The sequence below is a fragment of the Archangium sp. genome (assembly GCF_057119385.1).
This window is the reverse complement of sequence record NZ_DBNGVP010000095.1, coordinates 21,530-44,973: the sequence shown is the minus strand read 5'-3', so window position 1 is coordinate 44,973 and position 23,444 is coordinate 21,530. Positions and strand designations below refer to the sequence as shown.

The following is a 23,444-nucleotide window of genomic DNA, read 5'->3' as shown; positions in this document are numbered from 1 at the left end:
CGGTGGTGGTACCCTGGTGGGACCATGAACATGTCCCGCTGGTGTTGGTTGCCCGTGCTCGCGCTGTGCGCGGCCGGGTGTGCTTCGAGCAGGAGTGGTGCCCGGGCGTCCTCGGGCTCGGCCACGGAGCGGCGCGCGAATGAGCTGGAGGCGCGCAACGCGGAGCTCCGGGCCGAGCTGGAGCGCAAGAGGGCCGAGCTCCAGCAGTCCTACCAGGTGATGGCGCAGGCGGAGAGTGCCGCCGGCCTCAACAACCTGGCCTGTGCCGGGGTGGCTCCGGCCAGTGCGCAGGTGCCGGGGCTGCCCCAATCGGGTGCCGTCCACGCCCGCTTCCAGCTGCGTGGCCAGCCCTACAGCATGACGGCCACCTTCTCCGCGCCTCGCAAGGCGGGGGAGTGGCGCGTGTCCCAGGGCACCTGCAGGGTGGTGGGGCCATGAGGGCGCTGTCGCTGGGCCTCCTGGTGGTGTGGGCCGCCCTGGGCGCCGGTTGTGGCACGAGTGCCGCCGCGCGGCTGCGCTCGGCGGAGCAGGACAACCGGCTCCTCACCGAGGAGCAGCAGCAACTGGACAAGGCCCTCCAGTCCGTCTCGCGCTACACCGAGGGGCTGCGCTCGCCCGGCAAGGCGGGGCGCTCCTTCTCCATGTACTACTCGCCCGCGGCCCTGGAGCAGATGGCCGCGCAGCTGCTGCCCATGCGGATGCCCGCCCGCACCTTCGACCAGCGGCTCCTGGGCGAGGTCGTCATCGAGCGCATCTCCGACGTGCGCTTCGGCCCGCTCAACACGCTCACCTGCCGGGCCGAGCTGCGCGGCGACAACATCCGCTACAACGGCAGCGTCCCCAAGGCCTACCAGGCCGAGGTCCGCAAGTTCCAATCGGGCGTGGCCGCCGGTGTGGTGGCGGACCTCGTGGTGGAGCTGTCCATGGGCAGCGACAACGCGCTGATGGCCCGGGCCCATGCCTCGCGCACGAAGCTCAAGGCCCACTCCAGCAGCCAGTCGGAGGGCATGCTGCGCAATGCCCTGAACGAGCGGGTGCTGCGCCTGCCCTTCACCTTCGACCTCACCCTCCCGAGCGGCGGCGCGCCGCGCGGGATGGTGCTCACCGCCAACCACCTGGTGGTGACGTACGCGCCGTAGCGCGGGTGCTCAGTTCCCGCCCGCGGCCGTGCCCTGGGCGGGAGCCGGAGCGGGCGCCGGAGCCGCCGCGTCCGCGACGCTCGCCGGCTGCTTGTCCATCTCCTCCACCGGGTAGCCCGCGGCCGCCTCGAGGTAGCGCGGCGGCTTCACCTTGCGGCGCTCCTTCGCGCTCAGCCCCTCGGGAGACACCAGCGTGGGCTCGCCCCCGTTGGCCGCGGACTGCACGATGTGCCCGTCACAGAAGAACCACTCGGTGCGGCCATCGGCGTGCTTGCGCGCGTAGTACAGGTCGGTGCTGCCCACCTCGGGGTTCTTCGCGCACCACTCCTGGCGAGCCGCCTGCTCCCGCCGCGGCGCCTCCTCCTTCCACTTGCGCTGCACCTCCTCCAGGGCGAGCAACTGGCCGCCCTCGGCCAGCCGCGCCCGCGACTGCTCCAGCAGCTCCGTGCCGCGCTTCGTCATGTCCGGGAAGGCCCCGCTCTTCGCGAAGCCGCACTTCTGCACCGCCTGGAGGTTGTTCTGGTGCACCTTCATCACCTTCTCCAGCGAGCCCGCCGCTTCCTTCAGCAGCTCCACCGAGCGCGCGTAGTCCACCGACTGCGGGTTCTTCACCTGCTCCGTCTCGGACAGGAAGCGCGTCATCAGGCCGTTCACCGCGCTCAGCTCGTCCGTCAGCCAGCGGGGCTCCGCGTCACAGATGTTCGCCTTGGCGCCCGTGTAGTCGCGGTAGTCCGCACGCGCCACTCCGAGGCTGTACTTCTGGACCGGCGCTACGTTCCTCCCCGCACACGCGCCCAGCGCCAGGCTCATTCCTCCGACGATCCACAGCTTCCGGCTCACGAAATTCATGGCTCGCGACTCTAACGGACAGAGCTGTCCCGGTCGATCTCCTTGGAAGTCCAATAAATACCGGAAGCCGCTCCGTTCTCGGGAGTGTTGGCTGCCTGCCTGGAGTCCAATCAGGAGGGCATGTCCGGGTCCTCCGCTAGCATCCGCGCCCCCCCACGGCCGGCATCCCGCCGGTCTCCATCCCCACGGGAGAAGACTGAATGAATCGCCTCATCGTGCGGCTCGCCGCCCTGAGCCTGCTGTCGGCCTGCGCCCATACGGCCGCCCCCACCGAGACGCCCGCGCCCGCCGCGGCCACCGCGCCCGCCGCGGCCCCGGCGCCCACGCCCGAGGCTCGCGCGCTGGCGATGCAGGCGGACGCGCTGCTCCAGAGTGGCAAGAGCACCGAGTCGCTCCCACTCTACCGGCAGGCCTGGGAGCAGGGCGTGCGCACCGAGTACACGAGCTACAACGCGGCCTGTGCCGCGGCCCTCGCGGGCCAGAAGGACGAGGCCTTCACGTGGCTCGAGCGCGCCGTGGACGCCGGCTTCGCCGAGCCCGGGCCCCTGAAGCAGGACGAGGACCTGGCCTCGCTGCGCGAGGAGCCCGCCTTCGCCCGCATCGCCGAGAAGGCCGCCGCCAACGAGGCGAAGCTCATGCAGGCCCAGAATCCGCAGCTGCGCGACGAGCTGCTGCGCATGATGGAGGAGGACCAGGCCGCCCGGCGCGCGGCGGGCGCGGCGCGGTTCAAGGACACGGCGGCCAACGAGCGGATGAAGGCCATCGACATCAAGAACACCGCGCGGATGAAGGAGATCGTCGCGCAGGTGGGCTGGCCCACGAAGTCGTTGGTGAGTGAGCGGGGCGCGAAGGCGGCATGGCTGCTCGTGCAGCACGCGGACCTGGACGTGGCCTTCCAGCGGCAGTGCCTGCCGTTGCTGGAGAAGTCGGTGGCGGCGGGCGAGGGCGATGCGAAGGCCCTGGCCTACCTGACGGACCGGGTGCTGGTGGCCGAGGGCAAGCCGCAGCGCTACGGCACCCAGTTCCACGAGGTGGAGGGCAAGCTGGTGCCCCGCCCCATCGAGGACGAGGCGAACGTGGACGCGCGCCGCGCGGCCGTGGGCCTGGGCACCATGGCCGAGTACACCGAGCAGATGCGGCGCATGACCTCGGGCGGCAGGTAGCCCGGCCTCACCGGCCGAGGTCCGCCTCGCTCGAGAACCCCAGCTCCCGCACGGTGCAGGGCGCTCCCGGTGTCTCCACGAGGATGTCGGCTTCGGCCGGGAAGAGGTTGCGGCCGTGCAGGTAGCTGCACTCGATGAGCGCGTTCATGTCCCGGGTTCTGTGGTAGGTGAAGACGCGCGCGGGCATGCTGAATTCGCCGTTCGCGCCCGAGGCGCTCGCGACCGCTACATTGGGCTTGGGATCCCACGAGCGCACCGTCACCTGCCAGTGGTCCCCCGCGTCGCAGCAGTCGGCGAGCTTCACGTCGATGTGCCGGGTGCCCGGGCAGGTGACGGCGAAGCGCCTCACCTGGCTGGGGAAGTCCAGCATGCAGCTCAGGAAGAGCTGGTTGCCCACCAGCGCGGCCTTCGGCATGCTCCGTTTCGCCTGCCGCTCGGAGGAGGTGTGGACGTTGCCCTCGGGCCTGGCGCGGACCTCCCGGCCCTGGGGATCTTCCTCGGACGGGTCTTGCGCATACACCAGCGGCGCGAGACCGAAAAGGGCACCACACACCACGAGGGCGGACCGCTTCCAGTGCTGCTTCGGCATACGGAACATGATTCCTCTCCCGGACAAGGACAGCACTTCCGCTGGAGGATGCGCACGCCCCGGCCGAGGGCGTATCGCTCCCGAGGGTGTGTACGATTCAGGGGTACTCAGTCCTCATCGCCGAGGTCCATCCACCCGGTGACCGGACGGAAGCTCCGCGTCGCGAGGTCCACCGTGACGACGTAGGCGCCCCGAGCGCCCACGCGCCGGTTGGGCCCGTAGCTCAAGGGAGGCACGAGCCCCGTCTCGAAGGCATACAGCCCCTCCAGGTGGCCGAGCAGCTTCTTCCTGCTCACCTGTCTGCCGGAGCGGCGCAGTCCCTCGGTGAGCAGCGTGGCGGCGGTGTACGCGGAGACCTGGGCCATCCGGTAGCCCTCCGCGGTGGGCGTGCTCGCGCGCAGCCGGGCGAAGGCCTCGCGGGCGCGGGGCTGCTCGTCCGAGGGCAGGGTGGGGTAGGCGAGGAAGATGCGCCCCTGGAAGAGCGCGGGCGCTCGCACCGCCGCCCGGGAGGAGAGGTTTCCGGGCAGCAGCACGTAGGGCGCCCAGCCGAGGGTCCGCGCCTTCTCCAGCAGCGCGGCCAGCTCCGCGTCATTGCCGAGGAACAGCACCACCCGCGTTCCCTTCCGCTTCAGCTCCTCGGCCACCGCGGGATTGAATGCACCCCGGGCGTAGCGCCGCGGCTCCACCTGTTTCCAGCCTCGTGCCTGGAGCCGGGCCCGTGCCGCGCGCGCGGCCGTGGCGAGGCCCTCGTCGTCGGGGTGGAGGATGGCGGCCCGCGTGCCTTCCCGGTGCAGCTCCCTCGCGGCGTACTCGGCGAGGACGCGGGCCTGCTCTCCCGCGTCCGACAGGAGGAAGAAGACGTGACGCCCCGGTGCGCCGTCCTTCCGGGCGGACAGGGTGAAGGGCCCGATGAGGGGCAGCGCTTCCCGCTCCGCCAGCGCGGCCAGCTCCCGCTCCGCTCCCGGCAGGAAGCCGGACAGCAGCGCGAAGACGGGCTCCTGGCCGAGCATCCGTTGGGCGCTGCTCAGGCCCGTCTCCTGATCGCTGTCGTACCCGGCGACGACCAGCTCGAGCGCGCGGCCGTGGATGCCTCCCGAGGCGTTGAGCCCGGCGCAGTACGCCTCCAGCACGCCGCGCATGGCCTGTCCCAGCTCCGCGAGCCGCCCCCGCGTGGGCAGCACGACGCCCAGCCGCAGCGCCGAGTCCGTCACCCCGGGCGCGCGCTCGTGCTCCAGCCGCTTCAGCCACGCGAGCAGGCTGCTCATGTCCTCCCGGGACATCGAGTAGCGCGGCATCACCACGTCCAGCCGGTTGCCGCCCGGGTCGAAACCCTCGGAGACGGCGCGGGCCACGCTCCTGTCGTCGAGCACCGGGTGCTTCCTGCCGCCCGGGTGGACGTGGCCGTAGGGCTTGGTGAGCTCCGTCCAGGTGATGTCCGGGGGAAGGACGCCGCCCTCGGGACTGCCGGTGCCGTCCTCGCCGTGGCAGTTGACGCACGGCACCGCCGAGCCCGGCAGGCGGACGCCCGCGCCGAGCGTCGCGGAGATGCTCCCGCCCGAGGGGCTCTCGCCCTCGAAGTAGATTCTCCTGCCCGCCTGCTCCTGGGGCGTCAGCGCGCAGAGCAGCAGGGTGAGGGCCAGGCCCGTCATCGTTCCTCGGCGAGCTGCCGCACGCGCTCGGCGACGGCCGGGGAGGGCTCATCCGGGCGGATCTTCATCCAGTGCTTGCGCTTCTCGTTGCCGGCGATGAGCAGGGTGGAATGTCCCTCGACGTTCTCCACGTACTGGCCGAGCCGGGCGATCACCTGGTTCACGTCCTCCTTCTTCCCGGTGAGGAACGTCCAGCCCGGGTGGGCCGCCTGGTGCTTGCGGGCGAACTCCGCGAGCCGCTGCGGTGTGTCGTGCTCGGGGTCCACGCTGATGGAGATGAAGGACACGTCGCGCCCGAAGCGCTCGCCGAGCTGCTCGCGGATGTGATTGAGCCGGGCGGCGATCATCGGGCAGGCGGTGGTGCAGCGCGTGAAGAGGAAGGAGATGACGACGACGCGATCCTTCAGGACGTCGCTGTAGAACCGGACCTGCTTCCCCTCCTGCGTGACGAGCGCGGTGTCGGTGAACCAGGTGCGGGCCCGGCGGGCCGCGGCCAGTTCATCCACCTTCGCGAGGATCTGCTCCTCGCTGGGGAAGCCATTGAGCCTCACCCACGTGCCGGTGCGTGCGTCACCGATGAGCACCATGGGCGTGTGGTTGGCATACGACGGGGTGTAGGCCCCCAGGCCCTGGAGCACCTGTTTGACGTTCTCCGGGCTGCCGGTGAGCCAGGTCCACCCGGCCTTCGCCCGGAGGCGGGTCGCGTAGTCCTTCAAGCGCGCGGGCGTGTCGCGGGTGGGGTCCACGCTGAGGGAGACCAGTTGGACCTCCTTGCCCAGCCGCTCGCCCAGCCTGCCCTGCACCCGGCTGAAGATGGCCGACAGCACGGGGCACACCGTGGTGCAGGTGGTGAAGACGAAGTTCATGACCACGAGCCTGTCTCCGATGACCTCGCCACCGAGCCGGACCGGTGTGCCGTCCTGGTCGACGAGCCCGGCCTCCACGAGGCGGACGTCGGAGGCGGGGGGCTTCGCCGCGGACGCCTCGGTGGCGGTGCCTTGCTCGTGGTGGGGACAGGGCTCGGCTCCCAGCACGGGGGCTGGTACTCCCAACAGCAGGATCACGACGAGACTCGCGGTCTTCGCTCTCATGCGCTCGAGTGACATGGGATTCCTTCCTCAGGGTTCGTTCTTCGCCGTGCCCGCGACCCAGAGCGTCCGGTAGGGCAGCCCGCCGTAACCCACCTTCCGCGAGGGCACCGAGACATAGAGGTAGTACGCGCCAGCGCTCGCCAGCGTGGGCCGGGCCTCGTAGACGCCGTCCTCCACCTCCCGCGCGGCCACCTCGGCACGCAGCCGCCCGGGCGCGGCATAGGTGAGCACCGTCACGTCTCCCAACCCGGCCACGGGCGCGTGGGTGTCCGGCTCGCGCAGCTTGAAGCGCAGCCGTGGCTCCTCACCCGCCGTCAGCCGCGCCGGGAAGTCCAGGTACTCGAGCTCGAGCGCACTGCGCGCCTGCTTCTGGGCGGGGTTCTCCTTCGCCTCGACCGAGAAGCAGTGCAGCACGCGCGGCGAGTCCAACAGGAAGGCGACGTCGTACCGGCCCGCCACCGGAACGCGGACGCGCGTGGAGTACACCCCGGGCTCGACTTCCTTCAAGCTCCTGTCCACCACGCTCACCGCCCGGGCGTTGTGCCCGTAGTTGCCGAAGCTCCCCATGGGGGCGTTCATGCCCTCCATGTAGAAGTACGTGGTGTTCTCCGCCGGGTTGACCACGAAGACCGCCGCCTCGGTGGCGGCCTGCGAGATGGAGTCGGCGAGGCTGAGCTCTCCGGCGAGCCGGGGCGCCGAGGCTCCCGCGCCGAAGCCCTGCATCGTCGGCTTCGCGCCGCCGCCCAGGGTGGAGAGGTTGATCATCTCCACGCGCTCGGAGTCGAGCAGGCGCACGTAGGCGAACGCCCGGGTGAAGCCCACCTGGTAGGGCTGGCCTCCCACGCTCAGCGTGTGCGCGAGCCGGTGGCTGGCGGCGTCGATGACGGACACCGTGTGCTCGGAGGGATTGACCACCAGGCCCCAGCGTCCGTCCTGGGTGAAGCGCATGGGCCCCAGGCCCGGTCTAGCCGTCAGGCGGGCGCGCTCCTCCAGCCGCTCGCCGTCGATGGCCACGAGGGTGCCCTCCCTGCCATCCGCCACGTAGAGCGCGCCAGCGAGGGGCGAGAAGGCCACGGAGATGGGGAGCGGGCCCGTGCGCAGGTCCTTCACCTTCTCGAGCTTCGCGATGTCGATGACGGACACCGTGCCCTCCTCGCGGTTGCTGACGAAGGCGAAGCGGTCATCCGGGGTGAAGGCGAGCTCGTGGTGGCCGCGTCCGGTGGGAATCCGGGCCACGGGCTCCAGGGACTCGGTGTCGATGACCGTGACGCCGCTGCCGGCCTTCGCTCCGGGGCCATCCCCCACCCAGAGGTAGCGCCCGTCCGGCTGGAGGGCGACGCGCGTGGGCTCCTCGCCGGCCTCCACCCGGGCCGACACCCGGAACACCTCCGTGTCCACCACCGCCACCTTCCCCGCCCGGGGCATCGACACGAAGAGCTTCCGCCCGTCGCGGCTCTTCACCCAGTCCGCGCCGGGCCGGTCGAGCACCACCGTGGCATAGAGGCTCGTCTTGCCCGTCATCCCCACCAGCGGATCGATGACCGAGATGCTCGCATCCTGGTTCATCACCAGCAGGTAGTAGCTGTTGAGGTCGATGAGCGGGCGGATGCCGACCAGCCCCTCGAGGTAGAGCGCGACACGCTCCTTGCACTCGTGCTTCCGCTCCACCTTCCCCGAGAGCACCTGGCCCAGGTCCATCCACGCCGAGGGCGACAGGCCCCGCAGCGGCAGGCCGCTGGTGGCATCGGTCATGCGGAAGCGGACCTCGGCATGGTCCCCTTCCATCAGTGGCCGCTGCTCCGTGCCGGGGAGCCCTGGCTGGACGACGGAGAACTCCACCACGACGCCGCTCTTCTCGAGCCGTCCGGTGGCGCTCACCTGCTCGGGCGCCTGGGCCGCGGGGGCCGGTCTCCCGCGCTTCTTCGTGGAGAGGACGGCGTACCCGGCCAGGGCCAGGAAGGTGAGCAGGGCTCCCGCGGCGGCGGCGGCACGCCACGGGCGCTTCGGGTGGGACGGGGACGTGTGTGGAGTCATGGTGGCGGGTCTCCGGTCACTCACTGCACGCGCAGCAGGCCCCACTGGCCGCAGATGTTTCCGAGGCTCTCGTAGTCCCGGAACAGGTAGTCCCCCGGCACCGCGTTGGCGCCTCCGGCGCTCGGCAGGAAGAGCTCGAAGTGCGTGTAGGGCTGCACGCTCTCCTGGGCACCCAGGTACATGCCCACGGGGTTGACGCCGAGCGCCCGGGAGCCGACCTCCGTCATGCCGCACTTGCCCGGCAGGCCGAGGTTGGCCGAGCCCGGACAGATATAGGGGTCCCTCTGCCAGCCATGGCCGTGCAGCCGGAAGGTGGAGCCGCGGTAGGCGCCGTGCGGCTCCACCAGCCGCAGGCGGGCCTGCTGGCCGGGCGCCACCGTGAACACGGGCGTCACCGGATCTCCCCCCACGCGGGTGTTGCTGTAGGCGGTGGAGGCATCGGTCACGGCGCCGTAGCCCCCGGCCACGTTGCCGAGTGGCGCGTTGGGACGCAGGCCGAAGCGGAACCACAGCGGCTCGGTGCCGTAGTTGATGGCCATCTGCCCGGAGTCCTGCGGGTCCTCGGAGACGACTCCCTCGGCGGCGACGTTCTCCACGGCCGTGCCATCCGCGTAGCGGTGGCTCAACTGCTTCTGCCACACCACGGCGAAATCCCGGAACGCGACGCTGTCCGGCCGGCCATCGCGGTTGGCATCGGGGCCCACGCTCGCCGCGGCCCTCCGGCCCGCGTCCTCGGTCCACGCCGAGCCCGTGGGCTCGATGATGAGCGCGCCCACCAGCGACTTCTGCCCCTGTTTCACCTTGTCGGCGGGGATGAGGTTGGCGCCGCCGAACTCCAACGGCGTGGCCACGAGCGTGATGCTCCGGGTGTTGCCCGGCGTCCCGCTGATGTCACCCGCGTACCAGCGGTAGCGCATGAGGCCGCCCGGGGGCGTGAGCTGCTGCGGGTTGGTGCCGACGTTGGCCCCATCCGCCTTGGTGGGATCATAGGCCACGAGCTGGGGATGCAGCGCCACCCAGCTCGAGGGGCGGATGAGGTTGTTGTTGAAGGTGGTCACCCCCTGGGGATCGTTCCGGTTGCGGTTGACCACGCCGATGAGGCTGGTGAGGTTGCCCAGGTCCGGGTTGTCATCGAAGAAGGTGTTGCGGTTGATGTCCCCGGGCAGCCGGTTGCGCAGGGTCACCTCGATGCACTCGCCCGCCGCCGCGCGCAGGACGAGCGGCTCGATGGGGACGCCGGGCCGCAGCTTGCCGGTGGCATCCAGGTCCGCGGTGCGCACGTAGAGGATGGCCGTCGGGTCATGGAGCGGTCCCGACTCGCCATTGGACAGCGCCGTGCGCCGCGGGTTGTACACGAGCGTGCCGCCGCTGGGATTGAGCGGGGCTCCGGCGTGCTGGGTGGCCGAGGCGTCCGAGGGGACGAGGGAGACACCGGCCGGCAGGGGGAGCGCGGTGTTGGCCAGCACCGCGGTGATGTCATAGGCGCGCACCGGCGCGGCGCGGGGGCAGGAGCCACCACTGTCGGTGTTGAAGTCCGCGGGGTTGGCGATGCGCACCGGGGCCCGGGTGGTGGGCAGCGGGAAGAGGTCCGTGCGCGGGGTGTTGTACGAGCGCATCAGGCCCCAGGCGCCGCTCCACCAGCCGTCCTGGCTGCTGTTCATGCCGTATGCGTAGTCCACCCGGGAGCCGGCCTGGCCGAGCGCGGGCAGCAGCGGCACCGTGAAGGTGAACTGCTCGGAGATGCCCTGGGCCTGGGCGTTGCGCCAGCCGGAGTTGGGCGAGGAGCCGAAGCTGGAGCCCGCCTGCAGCCACTTCACCCCGTGGATGGTGGCGTTGAACTCCTCCTCGTGTCCGCCGACCTGGAACTTCACCCGCACCCGGTCCCCCAAATAGGTGCGGATGAGCGGGGTGAACGGATCTCCCGCGCCGATGTCCGCCGTCAGCGCGGGGTACGGGGTGCTGCCGAGCGCGGTGTTGAGCACGGGGATGGCGCGGTCCGTGCGCGTCTGCAGCGCGAAGGCGAGGTCTCCGGCCAGGCCCGTGGCCTGTGCGCCCGGCCTGCCATCCGGTCCCACCCTGCCCGGGTCGTAGACGCGCAGGCCCACGGGCTCGTTGCGGTAGTTGACGACGAGCATGCCCGGGTCATCCACGGAGATGGCCTGGGGACACGGCCGGGGCACACCGCCGGGGCACGTGGCCGCGTTGACGAACAGGTCCGGGAACACCGGGCTGGCCTGCAGCCGGTGGGGGGGGCCGATCGCGCTGCGGAACGTCGCCGCGGTGGGCGCGCTCCCCGGCCCGGGCCTCCCGTCCGGACCGGCGCCCACGTACACGCCGGCCTCGTAGGCGTGCTGGAAGTCCGAGGCCTGGAACCAGAACTCGCGGTAGCTGTCGTTGAGCCCGTCTCCGTCCAGGTCCCCGGTGAGGATGGCGGCCTGCCAGCTCGTGGGGCCTCCATCGCTCCGCGTCCCGAGCGGCACGCCCGTCTCGTTGTGCCTCCAGGTGGAGCCCGGCGGCTCGGTCATCACCGTGCCGTAGAGGCCCACCTGCTGGTGGGTGGACGGTCCCAGGTGATCATGCGTGAAGATGACGCCGAGTCCCCGGTGGATGCCCTCCGCGTTCACCACCGGATCGAAGAACCAGCGTTGGATGGTGGTGCGGGCCCCCAGCCATTCACCGCCCGGCCCGGCGCCGAAGAAGGGGTGGGGCAGCGGCGTGAGCGTGGTGCGGCCATCCGGCGCCGGCACGGGGGTGACGCCCGGGGTGGTGTTGTACGTGTTGATGGCCGCGATGCGCTCGCGCACCGCGCCAGGCGACAGGGTGCCGTCCTCGTAGTTCCAGCCGTTGGCCGCGCCATCCGCGGAGGGCAGGTCCCACTTGGGCAGGTGGATGTGCTGGCCGATGACGTCCGTGGGCGTGCGCACCTGGAAGTCATCCAGCTCGAAGTCCTTGGGGATGAGGTTGGTGTGGAGGTACTTGCCGCAGTCGAAGGTGTTGAAGCGGATGATGAAGGGCTCGGGCGGCCGCGTCTTGTTGAGGGTGGGCGTCACGTCCTCCCACAGGGTGAGGATGCGCTCCTGCGGGTAGTGGTAGCCCACCTTGTTGAAGACCACGTCCAGCTGGATGTTGGCGCCCTTGTAGACGCGGGGATTCCTCGCGCCGAACTGGACGGCGCCCGTGGTGCCCAGGCCGCCCACGCCGTCGAAGAAGCGCGGCGCCACACCGGCGAGCACGGGGTTGCCCGCGTCATCCCGGCACGGCTCGAAGAAGGGCGCGCTGGGCACGGGGGGCATCCCGTTGGTGCGGAAGCTGCCCGGCACCGAGGTGCCATCGCGGCGCAGCGTCGTGCTCGGGTGGCTCGGCCGCGAGTGGAAGAGCATGGCCGTCTGCTCCACGTCCGTGCCTTCCTCGGGGAAGTACACCGGCCGGGCCTTGCGCACCTCCTTGCTGAAGTCCAGCCGGCTCACGGTGGACTCGGCCTCACCTCCCGCCGCCACGCCCTCCAGGGCGTGCCTCGGCAGTCCGCCGGTGAAGCCGCCCGCACCGGCGACGAGCTCCGCCCGGCCGGTGAACAGGGGATTGGCGCCGGACTGGAGCGCCGTCGCCTCTGCCTCCGACAGCATGTCCAGGGGCGGCGTGGTGGGCCGCTGGCCCACGATGCTCTCGATGCCGGCGATCCAGAACGGGTAGCCCGGGTTGGTGGTGCGATCGATGACGCGGGCATTGCTGCCCACCGGCACGCGCGCCCCCGGGTTGAGCGGATGGAAGGTGGAGGCCGTGGTGATGTTCGAGCTGGGCACCACCTCGACCCGGCCGGGCATGGGCGCCATGGCCTTGCCGGGCAGTGGCACCACCGCGGGAATGGGCGTCCCGGCCACGAGCTCTCCGTCCGGCAGGGCCCGGGCCCCGGTGGCCGGCCTGCCGTCCTGGAGCGAGAAGGGGGCCGTGTGGAAGCCCGTGCCGCTCACCTCCAGCTTCGTTCCCGCCTCGAACGTGTCGTGGATGCGCCACATGGCCCACATGCCCTGGGCGAAGTGGGGATAGAAGTGACAGTGGAAGATGGCGTCGCCCGCGCTCTGGTTGCGATTGCCCGAGCCACCGAAGTTGATCTCATACGTGTAGCCCGAACCCGGCCCGATTCCCTGGGCGTCGATGTAGTTCGAGTTGTCGTCGTTGGGATTGAACAGCCATTGGTGGTTGTGCAGGTGGAAGACGTGCTGTTCCTTGCCGATGTGCAGGTTGCGGAACTTCACGAAGTCGCTGAGGTAGCTGTGGGTGACGTTGCTGGGATCGTCCGGGAAGAAGGCCCGGGTGGCCTTGGGCCCCGAGGCGCCCGCCGGCGGTGCCACCCCGGGGGGCAGCGTCTCCAGCCCGATGTTGGCCGGCACGTCCACCACCATCGCGGCGTCACCCACCGCGAACGCGCTCAGGAAGAAGTCCTCGTAGGCGCAGTCGAGGCAGTCGTGCATCGGCCCCACGGACAGGCGGTTGGCGATGATCTCCGAGCCGATGCCCCCCGAGCCGTAGTTGATCATGAAGCCGTCGCGGACGCCTTCCAGGGTGTAGCCGAGCACGGGGTCCTCGAAGTAGCCGGGGAAGGCGTTGGCCGTGGCGGTCTCGTCATGGAAGAGGGAGGTGAACTCGCGGAAGGCCTCCAGGCGGTTGGGCACGCTGGGGTTGCGCCGGCCCACGCTCTCCAGCGGGTAGGTGCTCGGCGGGAAGGAGCCATCCGCCAGGGGGCCCACGATGAGGGCGGTGGGGTCCGAGTGGACGAGCTCCCCGGCCGCCAGCATGTTGAGGATGGGCAGGCCGCTCTTGCCCTCGCCGAGCCACGGCTCCGTGCTGGGGTACACCGCCTCGTAGTTGATGAGCGGGTGGCCCGTGGGGCTCGTTCCGGTGGTGCTCAGCCGCAGCTCCTCCTCGCTCACCTGGCTGCGGTAGAAGCTCGCGCCGCGAGGCTCCACGTTGACGGCGGCGAACAGGCCATTGGCGCTGTTGCCCTGGCCGCCCTCGCTGCCGAACGGGGCGCCGTCGCTCGTGACGAGGAAGGTGCCCTCCTTCACGGCCAGCAGGTTGTAGACGGCGCCGCGGCCCGGGGCGGCCAGGCTGCTGGCGTTGCGCCCGGCGAAGGAGCCGTCATCGGCGAGGGTGCCGGCGAGCTGCAGGCCCGGCACGCTGAAGCCCACGGTCCGGCTGGCGGCCTGCTCGTTGAGGGGCAGGTTGAAACGCAGGCGGTTGAGGAGGGTGGGGGCTCCTCGCGGGTTGGCGGCGGGCGTGAGCAGGTTGGTGAGGCTCACCCGCAGGCAGTCGCCCTCGGCGGCGCGCAGCACCAGCGGCCTCGGCCGTTTGTCCGGGCGCAAGGCCACCCGGCCCGGCACCGGCGCGCCTCCCCGGGTCAGTGGCAGGCCAGAGTCCAGGTTGATGACGTCCCGGCTCAGCGCGTACACCATGCCATTGACGTTCTGGGCGCCCAGCCGGTTGAACATCAGCGGTTGATCCAGCACCACCACGTTGGCGGAGATCGTCCGTGCACAGGTGACCACGCTCGCCACGGTGGGCTGGGGTTGTTCCCGCGGGCCGACGACTCCCACTCCCAACGCCACGATGCACATACCCACCGCCGCTACCACGGTCCGTTGCATGGCCCCCCCACGCGGAATCCATTGTGGGGGAGTTGTGTAACCTTTGAGCGCAGGAGGAAATATCGCCTCCGGGTGCAGGCGAGCGTCGGGAAGACGATAGTGCCGGGCGATGTTGGAGAGGCTGCCGGGCGTGCGTCATCCGCCGGGGCGCCGCGGGGAGCCAGTGGACGTGGCGAGCTGGGCGCGCGGCGTCTCAAGGCGGGGCTGCTCGGGCAGCGCATAGTGGGTGCGCCAGAGGGTCAGGTAGGCGTGTGCCTCGGACTCCCAGCGCGCGTCGTCCCAGCCCAGCTCCTGCTGGCAGAGGGCGCGGAGGGCGGGCAGGTGCGCCGTGCCACCCCGGGGCAGCAGCAGGCCCAGCCGCACGCGCCGCAGCAGCAGGTCATCCAGGTGGACGACGTTCTCGTGGCGGGCCGCCCAGCGCAGCTCCGCCCAGAGCGTGGAGGTGCCGGGAACGGCGTCGAGCTCGCCGGGACGGGCCATGGCCACCAGCGCGGGCGCATCCGCTCCGTGGCGTCCCCGCAGGCGCAGGCGGGCCTCGGGGGAGAGGGGCGCGTCCTCCAGCGCGGGAGGCGTGCCGAGGAAGGGCCCGTGGGGCTCCAGCGCGGCCAGCTCGGGAAGCCGGTGGCGGAGGGCGCGCAGGGCATCGTGCGCGATGGCACGGCAGGTGGTGAGTTTGCCGCCGGTGACGGTGACGAGCCCCTCCTCCTCGAGGACGAGGTGCTCGCGGGACTCCTTGGACGGGTCGCTCGCGCCGGAGGAGATGACGGGCCGCACCCCGGCGTAGCTGGACACCACGTCCTCGAGGGTGAGCTTCAGCGCGGGGAAGCGGGACTCCACGGCCTCCATGAGGTAGGCCACCTCCTCGGAGGAGATGGAGGGCTCCTGGTCCAGCGAGGGGTGGTGGTCCAGGTCCGTGGTGCCGATGAGCGTGGAGTCCTCCCAGGGCATGACGCACACGAAGCGGTCTCCGCGCGGGTGACGGAAGCTGATGCCGTGGGCGAGGGGGAAGCGCTGGGAGGAGAAGACGAGGTGGCTGCCGCGCAGGGGGCGCAGCTTGGGAGCCGCGGACAGGTGGGCGCGCACCGAGTCGGCCCACACGCCCGTGGCGTTGACGACGGCGCGGGCGCGCACGGTGGCGGAGCGCTGACCGACGGTGTCCGTCAGTTCGACGCCCGCGACACGGCCGTCCTCGCGGAGCAGGCCGGTGACGCGCACGTGGTTGAGCGCCGAGCCTCCCGCCGCCACGGCCTCGCGGAGGATGCGCAGCACGAGCCGCGCGTCGTCGACCCAGGCCTCGTCATAGGGCACGCCGATGAGTCCCTCCTCCTGCACGAGCGAGGGCTCCAGCTGGCGCAGCCGGGCGGTGGCGTGGTTGCCGCGAGGCCATCGGCCGGTGAGCAGCTCGTACACGAAGATGCCGGCGCGCCCCTGCCAGTGCTTGCCGCCCTCGCGGGGGTGGCTGGCGAGCATGAAGTCGAGGGGCTTCACCAGGCCGTTGCCTTCGGCGAGGAGCCGCTGGCGCTCGCGGATGGACTGGCGGACCAGGGGCACATCCCCGGTGGCGAGGTAGCGCAGACCGCCGTGAACGAGCTTGCTGGAGCGGCTCGAGGTGCCCCAGGCGAAGTCACGCTGCTCGACGAGCAGGGCCTTCAGTCCGGCGCGGGTGGCCTCGCGCAGCACGGAGGCGCCGGTGATTCCACCGCCGATGATGATCAAATCCCAGGGCGCGGCCAGCGCTCCCCAGAGCGTCTCTCGTTGAGTGGATGCGGACATGGTGTTGCGACTCCCCCCGACTGCCAGTCTCAGACGAGCTTGCCCGGATTGAGCAGGCCCGATGGATCGAATGTTCCCAGCATCTGGCGGATGGCGGAGAGGCCGAGTGCGCCCTTCTCCGCTTCCAGCCAGGGCCGGTGGTCCGTGCCCACGCCGTGTTGGTGGCTGATGGTTCCGCCGTGGGCGGCCATGGCGCGGCTGGCGGCGGTCTTGAGCGCGAGCCAGCGTGCGTGGGTCTCCCCGGCATCCTTCCCCAACCGGAAGATGAACGTGGTGTAGAGGTTGGAGCCGGTCGCGTACACGTGGGACAGGTGGGTGAAGACGAGGACCCGTTCGCCCTGGTCCGCGAGGGCTCCGCGCAGGGCGTCCTCGACGGCGGTGAGCAGACGGGGCACGTTGCTCCAGGAGGTGGCCGTCTCCACGGTGTCCACGCCCCAGCCGCGCTCCCAGGCGGCGTTGCGCAGGTAGGGGGCGCGGAAGCGGCCCTTGAGCCACTTCTGTCCCAGCAGGGGCACGCGCACCCCGCCGTACCGGCCCGCGAGGCCCATGGCGGTGTGCTGCGCGGACTCCACGGTGCACCGGCTGCCGGACACGCCGAGCACCAGCATGCAGCCCTCCGCGCCCACGCCGAACAGGGAGAGGGAACCGGACAGCACCTTCACCATGCGCGGGTGGCCGGAGAGGGCGAGGTTGATGGCCGTCTCCTGGGGCGTGCTCAGCCGCAGCATGGAGAGGGGCGTGCCGCTCTGCACCAGCTCGCGCACGGCGGTGCGGGCGCGTTCCCAGTCGGGGAAGAAGAGGGCGTGGAAGTCCTCGCGCTCGGGCAACGGGGAGATGCGCACCGTGGCCTCGGTGAGGATGCCCATGCGCCCCTCGGAGCCGAGCACGAATTCCCGCAGGTCCGGCCCGGTGGCGCTGGCGGGGAAGGAGGGGAGCACCACGGTGCCGGCGGGGGACTCGAGCCGTCCTCCGACGAAGAGGTTCTCGATGCGCCCATAGCCGAGCGACTGCTGCCCGCGCGAGCGGGTGACGATCCATCCACCGAGCGTGGAGAGCTCGAAGGACTGGGGGAAGTGCCCGAGCGTGTAGCCACGGGCGCGCAGGGCCTCCTCGAGCCGGGGGCCGCTCACCCCGGCGCCGAAGGTGGCGAGCCGGTCCTCCTCGGAGAGCGAGTGGAGCCGCTGGAGGCGCTCGAGGGAGACGGTGAGGATGGGGGCGTCACCGGGCGCGACGTTGACGTGGCCGACGACGCTGGTGCCACCGCCGAAGGGGATGAGGCGGGCACCGGCGTCACGCGCGTAGGAGAACAGGGCACGGACTTCCCCGGCATCGCGAGGGAAGGCGACCCCATCGGGGAAGGCGGGGACGCGGCCGCCGCGCAGGACGATGAGGTCGGGGAAGCTCTGGCCGCGGGCGTGGCGCAGGCGGACTTCGGGCTCGGTGGAGACGAGCGGGTGGGGCGGAAGGCGGGAGGGAGGAACGGAGGCGAGCACCTCGGCGAGCGAGGCATCCCGGGGCGGAGTCCCGGGGCCGAGCCGTTCCGCGAGGACGGCGGCGGTGGCATCCGGCAGTGGGTAGCTGACGGCGGCGTCTCCCCAACCATTCCAGCGCCTCACGACGGCCTCCAGGCGGGTGCGCCCGGCCCTGGCGCTCCTCATGGACGAGGCAGTGTGCGGGGAGCCTCCTCCGCTGGCAAGGGGAGGGCACGCCGTCCCCTCTCACTGCTGGTCAGGGGGCCGATGTGGCGGCGGGGGAGGTGGGGCCGAGCCGCCGGTTCCCCAGTCGGGGGGAGGAACCTCGGGCAGGGGCCAGCCGAGGAAGAGGGGCCACCCCCGGTACATGTTCGGGTCGAACTTCGGCTCCGTGGAGGGGGGATGCGCCGCCGGTGTGCTCGCGGCCTGGTGTTCCCGTGGGGTGTCATGCGAGTGGCCCACCTTGGGGGGCGTCCGCAGCAGCACATAGGCCAGGACCGCACACAGGAGGCCCAGGGCCACGATGCTCCATGCGCGAGTCCTCTTGTCCATGCCGGCCCTCCGCTCCGTCAGAACTGCCCTCTCTGCAACACGTCGCTCTTGGAAACCGTGCCCAGCAGGCGCCGCTCATGGTCCACCACGGGCAGGCACTCGAGCGCCGTCTTGCCGAAGCTCCTGGCCACCTCGGCCAGGGAGAGCTCCGGGGTGATGACGGGCAGGCTCGAGTCCATGACGTCCGCGGCCACCGTGGCCTCCAGCAGGCTGTGGTCCGGCAGGTGCCCCTTGAGGTCATCCAGGACGATGGTGCCGAGCAGCCGGCCGTGCTCGTCCGTGACGTAGAGGTCCGTTCCGGGGGGCTGCTCCAGCAACAGCACCACCACCTCCTGGAAGGGCGCCGAGGGCGGGAGGCGTTGGTGTACGGGCTTGAGCAGGGCGCGGGTTCCCTCCTCTCTCAGCCAGTGGGGGACACTGGCGGGCATCCGCACGTTGCGGCGGTTGAGCACGGACGTGTAGAGCGACTCCGGCTCCAGCCTGCGGCTCACCGCCGCGGAGATCACCGCGCACAGCATCAAGGGCAGCATCAAGTCGTAGTCCGCCGTCATCTCGAAGATGAGGAGCACGGCGGACACGGACGCGTGCGTCGTGCCGGCGAGCACGGCCACCATGCCCAGCAGCGCGTAGGCTCCACTCGGAGCCCCGCCGGGCCACAGCATTCCCGCCACCTGCCCGAAGGCCCCGCCCAGCAGGGCGCCATAGAAGAGCGAGGGGGTGAAGAGACCGCCGGGCACCCCCGCGCCCGCGCACATGGACGTGGCCAGCAGCCTGGCCAGCGGGAGGAGGGCGAGCAGCAGCAGGGACATCCTCCCGAGCAGCGCCGCGTTCACCGCGTCATAGCCATTGCCGAGCAACTCGGGCAGCCAGATGGCGGCCAGTCCCACGAGGCTCATCGCCACCAGCGGCTGGAGCGCTTGGAACCGGCGGGGCACCTTGTCCAGCGTGTCCGACAGCAGGTTGATGACGCGCACGTAGAGGGCGGAGGCGGCGCCCACCAGCACGCCCAGCAGCAGCGCGAGGAGCAGCTCCCGGGGGTGCGTCAGCACGTAGTGGGGGATGACGTAGCTGGGGTGGTCCGCGACGAGGGCGCGCGAGACGAGCGTGGCCACCACGCAGGAGACGACGATGGGGCCGAACAGCTCGAGCGCGAAGCTGCCCAGCAGCACCTCCAGCCCGAAGAGCGCGCCGCCGATGGGGACGTTGTAGGCGGAGGCGATGCCCGCGGCGGCCCCGCACGCCACCAGCAGGCGGGCCTGTCCCGAGGGGAGCCGCAGCCGGCGGGCCAGGGCGGAACCGCTGGCCGCTCCCGTCTGCAGCAGCGCGCCCTCGCGGCCCAGGGGGGCTCCCAGGGCCACCGCGACGATGGAGATGAAGCCCCGGAAGAGCGCCCGCGGCAGGGGCAGCTCGCCGGCCTTCACCCAGATGGACTCGATGATGCCCGCCGTCCCGTGCCCCCGCAGCGGCCGCCCGACGAGCAGGGTCATCAGGGAGACGAGCCCTCCGCCGAGCACGGGCACCAGGAAGCGGCGCCAGGGCGGCGAGGCGACGACGCCCGCGAGGAAGCCTTCCACCTCGCTGCGCCAGAAGAGGTGCTGGGTGATGCGCAGCACCCGGAGGAGCACCACGGCTCCCACGCCCGAGATGAGGCCCACGGCGACGACGAGCACCCAGAAGCGTTTCTCCACGCCCGCCAGGCCGCGGAAGAAGCCGCCGAGCGGTGGCGCTGCGCGTCTCGAGGTCTCCGTCCCCGGAGGAAAAGCCGACCGCTCCGATTCCGACGAGAGACCCACGCCCGTGAAAGCTAGGAAGTGCGAGCGCCTCCCAGGAGCAGGGTTCCTCCCCGGCCGTGCACCCTGGGCCTCCGAGCAGTCAGGCCAGCGAGCGGCCCCGCCCGTCCAGCGTTCCCTCACTCCACCTTGCCGAGCAGGAAGGACAGGAGCAGCAGGCCGAGCACCACGGACGTCACCCCGACGAAGATGCGGTCCCGTTGCCTGCTGAAGAGCAGCAGCGAGAGGGCCACCCGGAGGACGGGGGTGGCCATCAGCACCAGCAACCCCACCATGACCAGGGCCTGGCCCCGGATGGCCTCCACGCCCGCGAGCACCCCATCGAGCGAATGGAGCGTGTGCTCCGGGGCCGTGAGGCGCTGGAGGGCCTGGGTCGAGGAGAAGTAGTCGGGGTGGTGGAAGAAGGTCAGCACCATGCCGGCCGAGACCAGCGAGAGGCTGAGCAGCACCCCGAGGCGCAGCAGCTGGCTGATGAGCACCTCGGGGCCCACGGCTTCGCGCGCCAGCCCGGGCTGGGTGGACTTCACCTCGACGGCGGACGGCTCGCTCACGGGCTCACCCCCTTGCGCAGCATCTGGATGGCCACCCACAACAGCACCAGCACGAAGAGCCCCCGGAGCCAGGTGCTCTTCACCTTCGACAGCAGGCGCGAGCCGGCGAAGGCCCCCAGCATGACGCCGACGCATACGGGGCCGGCGATGAAGGGATCGATATCGCCGCGCGCGAAGTAGACGCCCGCGCTCGCCGCGGCGGTGACGCCAATCATGAAGTTGCTGGTGGCGGTGGACACCTTGAGGGGCAGGCGCATGGCGAGGTCCATCGCCGGCACCTTCAGCGCCCCCGAGCCGATGCCGAGCAGCCCGCTCACCGTGCCCGCCGCGTACATGAGGCCCAGGCCCGTCAGCGGGCGGGTGACGCGGTAGGGCACTTCACGGCCCGCCTCCTCATCCCAGTAGCTGCCGTGGAGTCCCAGGCGGTCCGCGAGCGCGTCGGGAGCAACGGGCACCGCCGCGCGGGCCTCGCCGCCCAGCTTGCGCAACATGGCGAGCGCCGAGTACCCCATCACCGCGCCGAAGACGATGTACAGCCAGCGCCCACCGATGAAGCCCGCGAGGAGCGCGCCGGAGAGGGCGCCCGCCGTCGTGGCCAGCTCGAGGAACATGGCCACACGCAGGTTGGTGAGGCGCTCGCGGACGTAGGCCGCCGCCGCGCCGCTGGAGGTGGCGATGACGGACACGATGGAGGCACCCACCGCGTAACGGATGTCCACCCCGAGCATCAACGTGAGCACCGGGACGAGGATGAGTCCTCCTCCGAGCCCGAGCAGCGAGCCCAGCGCTCCCGCGCCCAGCGAGATGAGGAAGACCACGACGGTGAAGAGGAAGGGCGTCATTCAATGAGGGAATATCAGATGAGCCCCTCCCACCCGTGGTCATGCTGGCGGAACGCGTTCCGGATGCGTTCCACCAGGGACTCGGGCAGCGGACCCTTCTCCAGGGCGTGCACGTTGCGCTGGAGGTTCTCCATCCGCGTCGTCCCCACGATGCAGGTGGCCACGCCGGGCACGAAGGCGGCGAAGCGCAGCGCCAGTTCGCTCCAGTCCATCCCCCCGGTCTCCAGGCCCATGGCGCGCATCCGGTCCCAGTACGTCGCGACATCCGGAGCGGAAGGACGCTCGGCGTGACGCCACGGCGCATTGCCCAGGGGACGCTTGGCGATGACCCCGATTCCCCGCTCGTGGGCCAGGGGCAGGGCCCAGTCCAGCACCTTCTGGTCGAACACATTCACGGACGTCTGCACGGAGCCGAAGGCCCCCGAGTGCAGGGCCCAGCTCAGGGGCGCGCTCTCACCCGAGTACGCGGCCACGCGCACCTTGCCCTGCTGCACGGCCTGCCGGAGCGCGTCCACCACGCCGGGGCGCTCCAGCACCTCCACGGGGCACGAGTGGAAGTGAACGACATCCAGGAAGTCCGTGCGCAGCCGGCGCAGGGCCAGCTCAATCCCCTGGGTGATGCAGGGCCCGGTCCAGTCCTCCACGCCGGGCACGCCGTAGCCGCACTTGGTGGAGAGCACGAAGTCCTGCCGCCGCCCCTGCAGCGCGCGGCCGATGCGCTCCTCGGACTGCCCGTAGCTGGGCGCGGTGTCGAGCAGGTTGATGCCCGCGTCCAGCACGCCCTTCAAGAGGGCCTCGGCGCCGGACTCGGACAGCTCCGGGCTGCCCACCGGTCCTGCTCCAAATCCCAGCGCGGAGACCTGCAGACCGGTGTTGCCCAGAGGACGGCGAATCATCATGTGCTCCCGCTTCCACGCGCGGCCAGGTCGATGAAGCCGCGAATCCAGATGAGGTTGATGGCGTGGCAGGCTTCTAGCGGAGTCCGGGTGGTCGTCTCCAGCGCCGTGGTGTAGGGCACGCCCAGGCGCATGAAGTAATCGGTGACGCTGCCGTCGTGGTACTCGATGAGGCCGTCCGGGTCGGTGCGGTTGTGCTCGTCCACCTTCTCGTCGCGGATGACCTGGGCGTGCGCCGCGGCGGCCTTCATGAAGGGCCGGTAGGCGGCCTTGTCCCCGAAGGTATAGGCGTAGGTGGCGGGGTCCGGCAGGTAGTTGTCCTGGTGGATGTCCAGCGCCGCGGCGGGAGCCGGGTAGCGCGCGATGTCCGAGCGCACCGCGCGCGTCTCCTTGGGTCCGCCCTCGTAGAGGGCCCAGCGCAGGAAGGGCTCATCGCGGGTGAGCTCGCCCTTCCACTCGCCGGGCGCCGTCTCGTAGCGCAGGAAGTCGTTGTTGGGCCTCTCCCCGCCGCGGTTGTAGCGCGTGCCGTCCACGAAGCCCGAGGGGTTGATGCACGGGTACACGCGCAGCCCCACGCCGCGTTCCCGGGCGTAGGCGGAGATGTCCGCGAAGTAGTGGCAGAGCGTGAGCGGGCCGGCGGGCTCCTCACCGTGGAAGCCGGAGGTGATGACCAGCCAACGGTCGCCGGGTGTCGTGAGCCGGAAGAGTGGGTACTCGACACCACCCTCGACGACACGGGCGTACTCGTTCACCTCGGCGAATTGGGCGTAGCCGCGGATGCGGCGGGCGTACTCGTCGTAGTTCTGGGGCACGCCCCCAGGTTACTCACCTGGGGGCGCACTCCGCAGTGTCCGTGGGCTCGATTGTGCCCGGATGTGTGCATGGATGGATACCGGGCGGTAGGCGAGGGCTAGCGAGCGTTCATGCGCTCACGAACGTTCTCCGTCACCTGCTGGCGCTGCTCCGGGGTGAGGATGCGGTGGGCCTGGAGGGCGGCGTCCGCCACCTTGTGGGCGAAGGCGCGGAAGGCGTCCATGCGCGCGTCCACCAGGGCGTGCACGGCGTTGGCGTCCGGGTTGACCGACTCCCACTGCTCCACCATCTGCGCCCGGGCGCCCTTGTTCTCCTCGAAGAGGCGCTTGCCGTCCTCGAAGAGCGAGTCCTTCAGCCCGTGGAGGGCCTGCTTCTGCTGCTCGCTGGCCTTCAGCTCCTCGAGCCGGTCATCCATCCGCCAGGTGATCATCTGCTTCACGCGCTCGGGGTCGCGGGGGCCGCCGAAGTGTCCCCCGCGGAAGCCCGTGAGGAGGACGAAGGCGAGGACGGCGGAACCGGCGATCATCAGCTTGTTCTTCGTGGTCATGGCGTGTAACTCCCAGGGGCCCTGGGGGCCCCGCTTTCTGTTCGTGGGCGCC

Annotated in this window: 18 protein-coding genes; 3 read left to right on the top strand and 15 right to left on the bottom strand. The window is 71.1% G+C overall.

The annotated features are described in order from the left end of the window. Positions 1-24: 24 nt before the first annotated feature. Complete coding sequence (locus tag AC16DP_RS23185) at positions 25-438, top strand: hypothetical protein (protein ID WP_329726685.1); 414 nt, start codon at positions 25-27, stop codon at positions 436-438. Further along, on the top strand, positions 435-1,139 hold the full coding sequence (locus tag AC16DP_RS23180; RefSeq protein WP_329726686.1) for a hypothetical protein: 705 nt from the start codon (positions 435-437) through the stop codon (positions 1,137-1,139). The genes AC16DP_RS23185 and AC16DP_RS23180 overlap by 4 nt, the downstream gene beginning before the upstream one ends. 9 nt (positions 1,140-1,148) lie before the next feature. On the opposite strand, the gene AC16DP_RS23175 is transcribed toward AC16DP_RS23180, so the two are convergent. After that, a complete protein-coding gene (locus AC16DP_RS23175) occupies positions 1,149-1,988 on the bottom strand; it encodes a hypothetical protein (protein ID WP_329726687.1) in 840 nt (279 codons plus the stop codon). 200 nt (positions 1,989-2,188) lie between these two features. Between AC16DP_RS23175 and AC16DP_RS23170 the strand changes: the two genes are divergently transcribed. After that, positions 2,189-3,151 carry a DUF6624 domain-containing protein gene (locus tag AC16DP_RS23170; RefSeq protein WP_329726688.1) on the top strand — a complete coding sequence of 321 codons (963 nt, stop codon included), beginning with the start codon at positions 2,189-2,191 and terminating at the stop codon, positions 3,149-3,151. A gap of 7 nt (positions 3,152-3,158) precedes the next feature. On the opposite strand, the gene AC16DP_RS23165 is transcribed toward AC16DP_RS23170, so the two are convergent. The 14 genes from AC16DP_RS23165 to AC16DP_RS23100 all read right to left on the bottom strand — a co-directional run bounded on the left by AC16DP_RS23165 (position 3,159) and on the right by AC16DP_RS23100 (position 23,392). Further along, positions 3,159-3,749, bottom strand: a complete 591-nt coding sequence (locus AC16DP_RS23165) for a hypothetical protein (RefSeq protein WP_329726689.1) — start codon at positions 3,747-3,749, stop codon at positions 3,159-3,161. 98 nt (positions 3,750-3,847) lie between these two features. Further along, positions 3,848-5,389, bottom strand: coding sequence for an ABC transporter substrate-binding protein (locus AC16DP_RS23160; protein WP_329726690.1), 1,542 nt, complete (start codon positions 5,387-5,389; stop codon positions 3,848-3,850). After that, positions 5,386-6,495 carry an SCO family protein gene (locus AC16DP_RS23155; RefSeq protein ID WP_329726691.1) on the bottom strand — a complete coding sequence of 370 codons (1,110 nt, stop codon included), beginning with the start codon at positions 6,493-6,495 and terminating at the stop codon, positions 5,386-5,388. The genes AC16DP_RS23160 and AC16DP_RS23155 overlap by 4 nt, the downstream gene beginning before the upstream one ends. Before the next feature lie 12 nt (positions 6,496-6,507). Further along, complete coding sequence (locus tag AC16DP_RS23150; protein WP_329726692.1) at positions 6,508-8,514, bottom strand: YncE family protein; 2,007 nt, start codon at positions 8,512-8,514, stop codon at positions 6,508-6,510. A gap of 20 nt (positions 8,515-8,534) precedes the next feature. Next, entirely contained in the window at positions 8,535-14,156 is a 5,622-nt protein-coding gene (locus AC16DP_RS23145; RefSeq protein WP_329726693.1) for a hypothetical protein, read from the bottom strand. A gap of 135 nt (positions 14,157-14,291) precedes the next feature. Next, entirely contained in the window at positions 14,292-15,929 is a 1,638-nt protein-coding gene (locus AC16DP_RS23140; protein WP_329726694.1) for a glycerol-3-phosphate dehydrogenase/oxidase, read from the bottom strand. A gap of 29 nt (positions 15,930-15,958) precedes the next feature. Further along, positions 15,959-17,545, bottom strand: coding sequence for an FAD-binding oxidoreductase (locus tag AC16DP_RS23135; RefSeq protein WP_329726695.1), 1,587 nt, complete (start codon positions 17,543-17,545; stop codon positions 15,959-15,961). Positions 17,546-17,647: 102 nt separating this feature from the next. After that, on the bottom strand, positions 17,648-17,953 hold the full coding sequence (locus AC16DP_RS23130; RefSeq protein WP_329726696.1) for a hypothetical protein: 306 nt from the start codon (positions 17,951-17,953) through the stop codon (positions 17,648-17,650). A gap of 17 nt (positions 17,954-17,970) precedes the next feature. Continuing rightward, a complete protein-coding gene (locus tag AC16DP_RS23125; protein ID WP_329726697.1) occupies positions 17,971-19,641 on the bottom strand; it encodes a chloride channel protein in 1,671 nt (556 codons plus the stop codon). Positions 19,642-19,862: 221 nt separating this feature from the next. Further along, complete coding sequence (locus AC16DP_RS23120; protein WP_329726698.1) at positions 19,863-20,294, bottom strand: DUF1634 domain-containing protein; 432 nt, start codon at positions 20,292-20,294, stop codon at positions 19,863-19,865. Beyond that, complete coding sequence (locus AC16DP_RS23115) at positions 20,291-21,136, bottom strand: sulfite exporter TauE/SafE family protein (protein WP_329726699.1); 846 nt, start codon at positions 21,134-21,136, stop codon at positions 20,291-20,293. Before AC16DP_RS23115 ends, AC16DP_RS23120 begins: the two co-directional genes overlap by 4 nt. Before the next feature lie 14 nt (positions 21,137-21,150). After that, the gene (locus tag AC16DP_RS23110) at positions 21,151-22,035 is read right to left on the bottom strand and encodes an aldo/keto reductase (protein ID WP_329726700.1); all 885 of its coding nucleotides are present in this window, start codon (positions 22,033-22,035) and stop codon (positions 21,151-21,153) included. Next, a complete protein-coding gene (locus tag AC16DP_RS23105; RefSeq protein ID WP_329726701.1) occupies positions 22,032-22,844 on the bottom strand; it encodes a M14 family metallopeptidase in 813 nt (270 codons plus the stop codon). Before AC16DP_RS23105 ends, AC16DP_RS23110 begins: the two co-directional genes overlap by 4 nt. A gap of 98 nt (positions 22,845-22,942) precedes the next feature. Further along, positions 22,943-23,392 carry a Spy/CpxP family protein refolding chaperone gene (locus AC16DP_RS23100; RefSeq protein ID WP_329726702.1) on the bottom strand — a complete coding sequence of 150 codons (450 nt, stop codon included), beginning with the start codon at positions 23,390-23,392 and terminating at the stop codon, positions 22,943-22,945. Between the last annotated feature and the right edge of the window lie 52 nt (positions 23,393-23,444).